The organism is Aureispira anguillae (genome assembly GCF_026000115.1).
Classification (GTDB): Bacteria; Bacteroidota; Bacteroidia; order Chitinophagales; family Saprospiraceae; genus Aureispira; species Aureispira anguillae.
The window spans coordinates 1228470-1240994 of sequence record NZ_AP026867.1; the positions used below are offsets into that span (position 1 = coordinate 1228470).

Annotated in this window: 8 protein-coding genes; 3 read left to right on the forward strand and 5 right to left on the reverse strand. The window is 35.2% G+C overall.

What is annotated here, in order from left to right:
* Positions 1 to 83 precede the first annotated feature (83 nt).
* Both AsAng_RS04585 and AsAng_RS04590 read right to left on the reverse strand, forming a co-directional pair.
* Positions 84 to 1313, reverse strand: coding sequence for a hypothetical protein (locus tag AsAng_RS04585; protein ID WP_264791613.1), 1230 nt, complete (start codon positions 1311 to 1313; stop codon positions 84 to 86).
* Positions 1314 to 1699: 386 nt separating this feature from the next.
* Positions 1700 to 3166: a zinc metalloprotease gene (locus AsAng_RS04590; protein ID WP_264791614.1), complete on the reverse strand. Its 1467-nt coding sequence runs from the start codon at positions 3164 to 3166 to the stop codon at positions 1700 to 1702.
* An 874-nt stretch (positions 3167 to 4040) separates the two neighbouring features.
* Here AsAng_RS04590 and AsAng_RS04595 point away from each other — a divergent pair.
* Positions 4041 to 5117, forward strand: coding sequence for a S1C family serine protease (locus tag AsAng_RS04595; protein ID WP_264791615.1), 1077 nt, complete (start codon positions 4041 to 4043; stop codon positions 5115 to 5117).
* A gap of 120 nt (positions 5118 to 5237) precedes the next feature.
* On the opposite strand, the gene AsAng_RS04600 is transcribed toward AsAng_RS04595, so the two are convergent.
* A complete protein-coding gene (locus AsAng_RS04600; RefSeq protein ID WP_264791616.1) occupies positions 5238 to 5825 on the reverse strand; it encodes a hypothetical protein in 588 nt (195 codons plus the stop codon).
* Positions 5826 to 6369: 544 nt separating this feature from the next.
* Here AsAng_RS04600 and AsAng_RS04605 point away from each other — a divergent pair.
* Both AsAng_RS04605 and AsAng_RS04610 read left to right on the forward strand, forming a co-directional pair.
* A complete protein-coding gene (locus AsAng_RS04605; RefSeq protein ID WP_264791617.1) occupies positions 6370 to 8604 on the forward strand; it encodes a Na+/H+ antiporter NhaC family protein in 2235 nt (744 codons plus the stop codon).
* Between the two features lie 74 nt (positions 8605 to 8678).
* Entirely contained in the window at positions 8679 to 9764 is a 1086-nt protein-coding gene (locus AsAng_RS04610; protein WP_264791618.1) for a TIGR03032 family protein, read from the forward strand.
* A gap of 317 nt (positions 9765 to 10081) precedes the next feature.
* Here the strand turns inward: AsAng_RS04610 and AsAng_RS04615 are convergent, their stop codons facing one another.
* On the reverse strand, positions 10082 to 10642 hold the full coding sequence (locus AsAng_RS04615) for a YqgE/AlgH family protein (RefSeq protein ID WP_264791619.1): 561 nt from the start codon (positions 10640 to 10642) through the stop codon (positions 10082 to 10084).
* A 1046-nt stretch (positions 10643 to 11688) separates the two neighbouring features.
* Complete coding sequence (locus AsAng_RS04620) at positions 11689 to 12522, reverse strand: CAP domain-containing protein (protein ID WP_264791620.1); 834 nt, start codon at positions 12520 to 12522, stop codon at positions 11689 to 11691.
* Between the last annotated feature and the right edge of the window lie 3 nt (positions 12523 to 12525).

Sequence of the window (12525 nt, forward strand, 5' to 3'; positions counted from 1 at the left end):
ATGGTACGGCTGCAAATGTATTTTTTCCTATACAACTCTATTCGTAATAACTTCTCAGTTTTAATCAATTTTGAGCAAAAACACTAGTTGATTTCTATGGATTCACTCGTTGTTTTTCCATTAACACTGGTTTTTATGGTCGCTTTAAAACTTGGCTTGCTGGTAGTTGTTTTATTGGTATTGTTCATCGTCTGATTTAAAGGACCTGTACCATCTGAAACAACAGAACCCCAAATTAGATTTACAGCATAGGAATTGCGTTTGGGCTTGAGGCGGTAAGAAGCTTCTAACCAATCACTATTGATAAAAACATTGTCTTTTAAGACGTGTCCATTGGCAAAATGATACTCTATTCGCTTTTTACCAGGACCTGTTTTAAAGGTGACATTAGCACTATAATCATTGCTAATCAGAGCCCCATTAACAAACATCTTAAAACATTTTTTTTCTGAATTAAAAAAGGTAACTCTTGTATAACCACTGGTGTTGCCTGTAACCGCAGGGCAACCAGAGGCGGTTGGATGCAATTCTGTAGCGCTAACAGGAGGCGTACCAACTTGGTGCAATAAAATCGTTTTAATACTTTCTGGATAAAGCGTATAAAGCTCGTAGGCATTGTTCCAATAGATTCTAATATTTTCGTCTTCAGATTCAAAGCTGCCGTTGATGGTAACTTTTTTGCCGTCTTTTAATAATTGGAGCTTCTTGGGAGTCAATTTTACTTCCAAAGGTTGGTTTTTGCTATCGACAAAAGATATTGCTTCGGGATTAAGCACACAAAATTCGTTATCCTTGCCCGAAAATTCTCCTGCAATACTAAATGAAAATTTTCCTTTTTTAGATTTGACCTTTTTTACAACTAAATTGAGTTGCTCATCTTGGGGGCTGTTGCCTTCTTCCAAAGGAATAGAATCAAGCGGTGAGAACTCAACCGTTGGGGCATAGCTAAGCCCTTCTAACTGCACACTAAAGTGACTGACCATATAATTGATGTTGCCACTTATTTTTATGGTTTCTACAATTCTTTTATTGGGAGGAACAATGACAATTTTTTTCTTACTGGGGTAGTAGGTGCCAAGGTTGTCGTAAAGAAATCCTACTTTGGATATATCGTAGGCCATATAACTATTGGATTTGTTGTTGATGAGCAACCTAAATTTACAATAATCTTCTTTGGAGATAATATCTTTAATTTCTAGGGTATATAAATCATGTTGAACGATAGGAGGATTGATGTATTCCATTTCTTCTTGGGCAAAGATTGGGCTAAACATCCAAGAAAATAGAAAAAGAAGGAAAGTTGTGTTTTTCATAATAATAATTTGATTGTTGTATGAATGAGGTACGGTTAATTTATAAAAGATAACTACATATACAGACAAAAATTATTCTCTTAAAATTTAAAAGGAAATGCTCCTGCTTGGTATTGGTCTTTTTTTTTATAACTTTTGATTATTTACTCGGTGCTTTTGTTGGTAATGTACTGATAGTTAGTGCTTTGTTGTCTTGTGTGTAAAGGCTCATAACTTTTGGAAAGAGCAGCACTTGCCACGGAGTGAGAGCATGAAATTGAACGGTTTGTTATCAAAACTCTTGGTATTGAGATGGTTAAACTAAAAATCCATTTGAAGATCTAAGAATCTTCAAATGGATGGAGTAAGACAACTAAAGATAAAGTTGTTTATAGGCTTAAAACTACTTAGTGTTGCAGGTATTCAATAATAATAGGCATAATCTGTTGGTCGGTTGCAACTCCCTGTACCTTAATTCCGCTTTTTCCGTAGGTTAAATTATTGGAAGGAATTAAATCAATGCCAATTGTCATGTAAATTTTTTGTACAACATCGATTTGTTCTTCAATGCTATTCATTTCATTAATAAGCTGTTCAATTCTCAATTGTTTTTTAGAAAATAAAACCACAATATGATTCTTTCCATCCTCTCCCTTTGATTCATCCACCTTAAGTCTTTCATTGTTGGAAGGCACTAAGAATTCTGTCATTTCTTCTCCTTTAAAAAACACTTTATCCCCTTTTTGAGGATATTGCAAATGAATGCCACGTTCAGCATCACCTTCAAGCACGTAGATATAACCCTTTTTGTGATTGGCAATAGCAATGTTATAAGGAGTATTAGCACCATAAGTCCCCCCCTGATTGATGTACATATTTTTATCTCGTTTGGTGGTCATTTCTTCTCCATATATGTAGATCGAAACCTCACCTTGTAAGCCTTTTTCTTCTGCAAGAATTTTTAATTGACGTTTAGAATATTGGCTTTTGGGAAAGGTCAAATATTTGCGTAAATGGAGTGCTGCATACAACATTTTTTGGTATTGTTGTTCAGTAAAGTGATCGCAACAATAGAGACGAGGGTTGTCAGACATCAAATTTTTAGTATCTGGCTTGTAAAAACGCTTTCTACCAGATTGATCTTGTTTTCTACCAATATAACCACAGCGGTCATCTACGGTAGAATGCGTCAAACCTGGGTCGGCAGGAGTATCGCAAATAAGATCTCCTTCTGTTGAGCAATTGCTACCATTTACCCATTCCTGAGTTTCCGAATTCTGTAAACCACTAGTAGCAAATAGGGTAAAATAGTGCCCCATCTGGCGTGCCAAAGCAACACCATTGTTTAGACAATCTTTGGCAATTAAAATACGATCTATATTTTTTTCAGGCCCTTGTGGGTAATGCGTATAGCCACAAAATTGCATGGGACCATCCTCTATACTTCCCGTAATGTATAAGTTAATCACATTTTCAATATCATGAGCATTACAGAGCGTGTTCTCATCTTCTTTGTTTAGATTAAAGAGCTTGTCATTTCGGATATAATTAAAGTCACCCAAGGGGACAAACTGTACATAGATTTGGATAAAATAGCGATTGAGTAGAGCAAATGCATTTTTTACTTCATCAATACTGATCGGGCTTTTGTCTTGAGAACTTCTTAAGATATGCACTTTTACAGGAATTTCAAGCATTCCCATAGAGGTTGGTCGCTCAAATTCTTTCAGTGCCTCTTGGTGACTCATCAAAAAACCTAGTTGTTTTTCATCGATGGTAGTGCCAGACATTTGTTTGTCCTTGAGAATCTTTTTTTCTTGGGCAAAAAGAGCAATTGTAAAGAAGATAAATAATAGTGATAGTTGTATTTTCATAAATTAAAATCTTGAATAATGGATTGTGTGAATAAGGCTGAGAAATAGATTTTCATAGTGTAAATATAAGATATAAATAATCAGCAATTATCGATTTGTGAAAAATATTAATATGATGTCCAATCAACGGCGAAGCCCTCACAAAGTAAATTTTCGTAACGCCCAGTTTAAAAATAAAGTATTAAGGTATTGGTAATCATAGCCTTGTTTTTTAGTCTCTTAAGTCGTATTAAAAAACAAACAAACCGATAATTGCTGGCAAAAATTATGCTTTTTTGTTCTTATCGTTGGTTTTGTAATGTCCTTTGGTTGTGAGTATATAGCCTTTGGTTCATTATATCAAGCTTACTCAGTTTGTTACTCATTCCTTTAGAGCGTGTTTTGCCTTTATCTTTGGTGCTAGGTATCCCAGTTGGTACACAGTACCAAACTGCTCGTGCACTACATTTATGAGCTTGGAGGGTTCGGTTCACGTTACTCATATTTATGTGGTTTCTAGCGGACTATTGCACTCAATGATTTTAATAATAAATAAATTTTTTTAATAAAAATTGAAAAAAAAATCATTTTTTCAATAATTTGCATGTTCTATGGAATACAATAAAGAGAGTATCTTTTACTCTCTAGCTTCGTTAAAAAGCCTCGTTGTAGCTAGCTAAAGCCTTAGTTTTACTACATTTAGTTTATTTTACAGACTAAAAAAATACACGGTACTATGAAGTAGCACCAAAGTCAATGCTTGAAATTACAGTTAGATAGCTTTGAGTTACAAATACAAGCGGTTAGTTCTCATCGTTCATGCTTATGTGATTTCTAGGAGGCTACTAGCTTAATAACCCTATTTTCAAATTTTTTTACTAAACTTTAAATACCTATGAAAAATATCTTTATCAACTTGATTTTCCTTGTTAGTAGCTTCACTTTAGCCGCTCAGCAAATGGAATATGCTAAAATTAATTTTATCAGCTATCATAATAGCTCAAAAAAAATTTACATCAATGATCATCTAATTACAGCTTTTGGGGGAAATGATATTTTGAAATTAAAAATATACTCCAAGGGTAGGTTCACCGTCACTATGTTAACGGATTATGAAAAGCTGGAAGGTGTCATTGAAATAAAAGAAAATAAAAACTATTACTTTTTGGTAGGATATGAGAAGTTTGAAAATGTTCCATATAGGTTTTCTGAAATACCAGAAGAAGCTTATGCCTTTTTTTTAAAACGTTTTGAAAAAAAGAAAAAAATAACCTACAATATTCTCGAAATGGAAGAAGATATTAGTAAACCAATTGGAAAATTAGATGAATCTTTAACTCAGAGGGAAAAACAAGGAACAGGTTTTTTAATTAATAGTGAGGGGTATGTTGTTACCAATTTTCATGTAATTGATGGTGCTAAAAACATCACTGCTAAGGGCGTTAAAGGAGATTATAATACACCATTCCAATTGGAGGTTGTTGCGGTTGATAGACAATTGGATTTAGCATTGTTAAAAATTAATACTAAACTCATCACTTTTGAAGCACCTCCATATTCTATAGGGAATTCAAAATCAATAAACCAAGCTTCTGATGTTTTTACTTTAGGCTATCCAATGAAAAGTACTATGGGGAATGAAATAAAAGTAACAACAGGGATCATCAATTCAACGAGTGGCTATAAGGGGAGCATCTCAGAGTTTCAAATATCTGCCAGCGTTCAACCAGGTAATAGTGGTGGACCTCTTTTAGATCAATATGGGAATATTGTTGGAGTCGTTAGTGCAAAAATTAAATCTAAAGAAGTGGATAATGTTGGATATGCAATTAAATCAGATTATTTAACTTTCTTTCTTGAACAAATTGGGAACATTGAATTTAAAAAAGAAAATAAAAAGCTTAAAGAAATAGATTTATCAAGTCAGGTGAAAAAAACTTCAAATTTTGTCTATATTATAGAAGCAAAGTAAATAAACAATGGCTGTTTGCTTCTTCATGTTGTCTTATCTTTTTTAGCGTTAAAATAGAAACAACCTGTCACTTTAAACGCTATTGTTAAAGTGACAGGTAAAGCAAAAGTGTACTGTGAATTAAAGGCTAGGGAGGCTAATTTCAGATTGAAAAAAGTCTTCCGTTAATTCTAATACCTCTGCTTCAACATTTTTATCGGTGATGGTGAATATGGCATCACTTCCATCACTATTGACAAGGAGTGTGCCTTTAATTTCATATTTGGGAGTCCAGCGGTCTTTCCAAGTAATTTGTAAATCGATATTGTGCCGATCGCCATCTTGAGTAGCACTTAAAACAGAAACGCTAGGTTTGGCAAAGTTGTCACTATAAACCATGCGAATAGCGGGATAAATGAGTGCTTTAGCAAAATCTTTAGGGCGATCTCCCTCACGGATATAATTTTGATATTTGATAACATCTGCATCGTTATCGGCAGCACCGCCGCCACCACCACCACCAGAAGAATGCGAATGGCGACGTTGTTTTTTGGGCGGCTCTTCCTCTTCGACATAGAATTCCTCTTCGCCCCAATTAACATCAGAAACAAGCGTGTCTATATGAGTTGCTGTAGAATCTACCTTGTCAGTGGTTGTTTTAGTTTTTCCTTTGCCACAACTAGCGAACAAGATGGTTCCTGCTAATAATATGAATAGATATTTTGTCATTGTTGTCAAATTTGGTTTTTCTGTAAGAAGGTTTACGATCTTTATATTGTCGTCCTATTTGCGTTTTTGATAGGGGGTATATAACGAATCAAATTGTATTTGATAATAATTATAAATACATAGGATATTTGCCTATTGTTTTGGGTATTCTTTTAGGTAGAAAACGTTTGTATATGTATTGGTAACCAGCTCTCTACCCAACTCGTAATTGATAAAATGTTGATTTTAGTTAGAAAATATAGAGGGAATCAGCCAATTTGCAAAATTTTAAGTGGGTTATTATTTTAAGCAGAGGATTGTTTTTTACGAATGCAATCTTAATTCAGACCTCTTTGGGAATCTTCAAGGAAGACCTGAAAATCAAAGAATTATAAATTTTGTTTTAACTTGTTGTTTTTTAATGCTTTGTACAGGTTTTGTTTTCTTTTAGAGAATAGAGAATAAAAAACGTATACAGTATTAAGCGAATAAACCTTAGGTGTTTTCAAAAAATGTTATCTTTGATACCCAATTTAAACAACCTTTATTTAAGTAGAAACGCAGAATGAGATATATAGTTACTTTTTTAATTGTTATTTTGAGTACACTATTTGTTATAGCTCAAAATCCAACAGACAGCAATACCATTTCATCTATTGATACCACCATTGGTTTAGATAGCAATTGGGGACATCAAAAGATAATCGACAAACCTGTAATCGAAACTTTTGACACGCTTGGTTTACTAGAATTTGATTTAAAGTTTGAAGCAGATCAATTACACCTTACAGCCAAACAACTTCACAAACAAGCGGCTATTCCAACTAAGTTTTTTGCTCAACTGGAGCTAGATGGCGAGCCATTGGTTGCTTTTTTTGAAGATAAAAATGCGGTTTTGAGCTATGAACCTACCTTTGAAGGCAAATTAGTAGCCGTACGTTCTAAATATAGCGCTTGTAAGGTAAAAGGTTGTGTAGATTGTGATCCGTTGACCCATGCTAACAAAGAGGAAGTAATTTGTTTGGATCATCAACACACACAATTAGTGCATGTTCAAAAGAGAAAAAATGGACACTTAAGAGTACAAGCCATTCCATTGTGGTGGTCTATTATTCCTCCATTGGTAGCCATATTTTTGGCACTAATTTTCCGTCAAGTACTATTGGCCTTATTTATGGGAATATTGGCAGGTGCTTGGATCATTGGGGGAATGCAAATGACTCCCTATGGCTTGATGAAGAGCTTTTTTAGTGTGATTGATCATTATATTATTGGTGCCCTTAATAATTCTAGCCATTTGTCGGTGATTGTATTTTCAATAATGATAGGTGGGGTAGTTGCTATTATTTCTAGAAATGGAGGAATGGCAGGAGTGGTCAAGAAATTGGCTCCACTAGCAAAAGGACCCAAAAGCACACAATTTGTTGCGTGGTTGTTGGGCGTTGCCATCTTTTTTGATGACTATGCAAACAGTTTGATTGTAGGAAATACCATTCGACCATTAACAGATAAGTATAAAATCTCTCGTGAAAAGTTAGCTTATATTGTAGATAGTACTGCTGCGCCAATTTCGGCGGTGGCTTTTATTACTACTTGGATTGGTGCAGAGCTAAATTATATTAGTGACGCAATGCCCATGTTATCAGGATTAGAGAATCCTCCTTCTGCTTATTCTATGTTTTTGAGCTCTTTACCCTATTCTTTTTATTCCTTTTTTACATTGATTTTCATCTTAATTATTATTTATACTGGAAAAGACTATGGAGCAATGTACAAAGCAGAATGCAGAGCTAGAACAACAGGACGAGTATTTGATACAGAGGGAGAGGCTTTGAGTGATGACGACATGGAAGAATTAGAACCCGTAGAAGGAGCGCCACATCGATGGATCAATGGATTTTTGCCCATAATGATGGTGGTTTTTGGAACCTTGATGGGGTTAATTGATACAGGAATGCAATCTTGTTATGGTGCTTTGATTGAGGCAGGACATAGTTTACCACACGATGGTTGGGGAGAGGTATGGTCAAAAATGCAACATTTAGACCCTTCTGGCGAAGCAGGTTTTGTACGCAAAATGGGAATTTTGATCGGAAATTCTGATTCTTATGCTGCTTTGTTGTGGGCTTCTATGTCTGCCATTGTATTGGCTTTAATTTTGACCGTGAGCCAAAAAATAATGAAGCTTTCTGAGGCTATAGAAACCGTAGTGAGTGGGTTTAAGACAATGATGCCAGCACTTTTAATCTTGATTTTAGCTTGGTCTTTGGCAACAACAACCGAAGAATTATCAACGGCTGAATTTTTAACCGCAACCTTAGGAGATAGCTTAAGCCCCTATATGGTGCCTGTAGTGGTCTTTATTTTGGCTGCTGTTATTGCCTTCTCAACAGGGTCTAGTTGGAGCACGATGGCGATTTTATATCCTATTGCAATACCACTCTGCTGGAGCATCAGCCAGAATGCAGGGCTTGCCATGGAAACATCAATGGAATTATTGTACAATGTAATTGCTGTTGTCTTGGCTGCTTCTGTTTTGGGAGATCATTGCTCTCCTATATCAGATACAACGATTTTGAGTTCTTTGGCTTCAAACTGTAATCATATCGATCACGTTAAGACGCAGTTGCCTTATGCTTTGACAGTTGGAGGAATTAGTATTTTGATGACGTATGTGTCTACCGCATTTGGCATTCCTTTTATTGTTAATTTTTTGGTCGGTGTAGCGATGATGATTGGAATGGTGATGTTGTTTGGAAAAAAAGTCCCTGAAGCAGTAATAACGGATGAACAAGCCTAAACTTTTTTCATTCTTGAGAACCCAAACAGAGCTCTAAAACGGTTCTTTTTTCAAAAAAGACAGTAACTTAAAGTATGAATAAATATCCAAATCCCAATGCATTAGCGCCATTTAGTTGTACGCACAGTCCTAACTTGCCTGCGCTACTCACCCAACTGAATTGTACCATTATGGTGAGTACTTATCAGGCGGGAAAAATTGTTTTTGTTAGCGCTACCGATCATCGTCAATTGATTCAGTTACCAAGAACCTTTAAGCGGGCAATGGGGATTGCAGTAGCGGATAATAAGATGGCTATTGCTACTGAAAATGAAGTGGTGGAATTTGCCAATTCTCCTGAGTTGGCGAGCACTTACCCCAACAAACCCAACACTTATGATGCGATGTATTTGCCAAGGACGACTTTTTATACGGGGCATTTAGATATGCATGATTTGCATTATGGTAACAATGGATTGTGGGGAGTAAACACGTCTTTTTCCTGTGTTTGTAAAATTGACGCTGACTATAGTTTTAGACCTGTTTGGCAGCCCCATTTTATCGATCAATTAGTATCCGAAGATCGTTGTCACTTAAATGGTTTAGCCATGGATCAGGGAGAACCACTTTATGTTTCGGCTTTAGGGACGGGAAATAGCTACCAGAGTTGGCGAGAAAAAATTACCAAAGGGGGAATTATCATGCATTTGCCTAGCAATGAGATTATTGCTGATGGTTTGGCGATGCCACATGCTCCTAGAATTTATGGGGGCAAACTCTATGTTTTGCTTTCAGCTAAAGAGCAATTGATTTGCATTGACCCTGAGAAGGGGACGCATGATGTGGTTGCACATATTCCTGGTTTTGTTCGTGGCATGGCAAAATATGGTGATTATTTGTTTGTTGGACGATCAAAAACACGCAAAACTTCATCTACTTTTAAACAACTAAAAATAGCAAAAGAAGCAGATATAGCAGGGGTGACAGTTGTGCATTTACCGACAGGAACGATTGCTGCAAATCTGAACTGGTTGTCAAGCGTAGATGAAATTTATGATGTTCAGATAATTCCTAATACCAATCGTCCAAATATATTAAACACCTATACTGATGCCCATCATAGGGCTTTGATGTTGCCAAATACAACCTATTGGGCGACCAAAGAAGGCAACAAAAAATAATTTTATATTTAAAACTGTTCTTGCTAAAAAATTATTTAATACTGCTGTAGAGCAATATATATATTAAGTGTTTGTTGTTATTTAAAGAAGAAAAAATATTAATAGGTAGAAAAAAAAATAATTTTTTCGTACTTTTGTCTTCAGAAGGATTAACCCTTTTTAACAATTAACATTTATTATCTTAACACTTCTTAAACTATTTAGTCATGAAAGATTTTCCATTACCACGCTAAGAAAGTAAAAATGAGGAAACGTCCTATGTTTCTCAAAGAATAGACACACTAAGTTGCTTTGATTTCACTAATCAGAGCAACTTTTTAGTTTAATATAGGTGGCGGCATTTGAGCAATAATACCATAAGTGCCACCCTGCTCTTCTAGTACATTTTTCCACAATTCTTTGTTTTCTCCAAATACATAATCAATATGACCATTTACTGTCATCCATGAAAGTATTTTTCGCTCCATATTTAATTGCCCCGCAGACCAACCAGAATATCCAACAAAAAATCGAATATCTTTGGGCTCTATTTTTCCCATTTTGATAAACTCTTTGAGCTGTTCAAAATCACCTCCCCAATAAACGCCAGAAAGCACTTTAATGCTATTGGGCAATAGGTCGCCTTTGGTGTGCAGGTAATGAATGGTATCTGTCTGAACGGGACCGCCGTAGTAAACCTCTGATTGGAAGGACGGGAAACTAGAAATCAGATCATTAATATTCATTTCGATTGGTTTGTTTAAAATAAAACCAAAAGAGCCATTCTCTTGATGATCGCATAAGAGGATTACTCCACGTTTAAAATTAGGATCGGTCAGAAATGGTTCTGCTACTAATAATACTCCAGACTCTAGTTCATTTTCTGTATGCTTACTCAATGTATTCTTTCTTTTTATAATTTATGCAAGGGGAAAGGTTGTTTATTACTTCGTAAAAAATCGTATTAAATTGATTATCAGTAAGCCGTTTTTGTTGTTTCAAGTAAACGCTGATAATTAGCCTAATGTAAGATGTTTTTTATCAACTAAAGCACAGCGCTCATGTAGTAAAAAACTACCCCATGAGCACAGCGAACTAATCTACGAAGTATTAGTTGTTATAACTAATGTTTTACTCCAAAAGTGAGGCTGCTTGTAATGAAGTATAAAAATAGAAGGTTGGTAAAAAAATAACCTATCTCCTTGCTGCTTAGTTTTAAATATATTTTATAAAATCAAGATGTTTTAATTAATCCAATGATCTATAAAACGAAGTTAGTATCTAATTACAAATAAAAACAATTTTTGTGTAACTTTTTCTCTTTCGCTCATTATTCCTAACGAAAGAACAACAGAAGTTGTTTAGCAAGAGATCGCTCTTAATTCTAGTTTATTCGTTAGAGCCTATAAACTTGTAGATCTAGACAACTTTATTGTATCCATCAAAAGAAGAAGCTAAATAATTCCTTAGCTATTGCTTGACCAAACTATCTTGTAGGGAGATGGTTTGGTTTTCTTGTATTTAACAATCAAAAAGAGCACCAAGTTCAGTATGATGCCTATAAATTATTTGAAAGAGAATAATTTTTCTATTCGTTTGCTAATTGCTGCTGTTCTAATTTTCTTTGGTCTAAATAGGAGAGAGACGAATAAGCAGGGGTTAAAGGCAGTAATTGTGTTAATGTTTATAAAAAGGAACTATAGATAGAAAAGATAATATTTTTTAACACAGCGGTAACACTTTGAGAGGTTGTGGCATAAAGGTAGTATATAAACAAAAGATATTCCTTGCACTTAGGTGCTAAAAGTTCCTAAATTAACTCCATCACTACCAATAATTCAAACAAATAGACCAAATAAACGATCCTATAACTCAGATATAGCTGCTCATTTTGAGTGGCTTTTTTTATTTACTGTTATGTTTTAGTCGTTTAGAATCATAGGGTTTATTTTTTTATAAAGATTTGGCAATAATACATTTCTTGATCTTCTGACTGACCAATGCCAATGCCTGTCAAATTAAAATCCCCTTCTATATTATTGCGATGCGCATTGCTGTCCAACCAACTGTTTACAATCGCAAGAGGATCATCCTGCCCTAAAGCAACATTCTCAGCAGCACTAGAACCACTAAGTTGTGTAATTAAGCTACGAGCACGCTCTTCAAAATTGTCATGACCAAAAGGAAGTTTTTGCGTGGCCATATCTTGAGCATGCTGCGTGGCTAGGGCTTGAATGTGTGGATTGAGTTGCAAAGCGGGAAGATATTGACCTGCTCGATGTTTGTTAATTAATTTGAGTAATTGATAGTTTAAATTGACATCAGCTGACTTTTCTAAACTATCGAGATGATCTGTTGGAGCTGGGGTAGAATGATGTTCTGATGAAGGAGCAGGAGCTTTGATAAAAATCTGAGTGAAAACATTTTCTCCACGAGTATTTTTTACAACCGATATGCCTGTTAAGTTAAAATCTCCTTCAATGTTTTTGCGATGTCCATTACTATCCAGCCAGCTCTGAACAACTTCATTTGCCGTTCGTTGACCTAAGGCTACATTCTCAGAGGCAGCACTGCCTTTTAGCATTTGAACAAGTTGATTGGCTCTTACTGAAAAACCATCGTGCCCAAAGGGGATAGAACTTGTGGCCATATTGTTAGAATGTTCATAAGAAGCTTTCTGGATAAGGGGGTGAAATTCAAGAATAGCTAAGTTGAGACTAGCACGATGACTGTTAATTAATTGTAATATTTCTACTTCAAAATTAGATATTTCGGACATAGT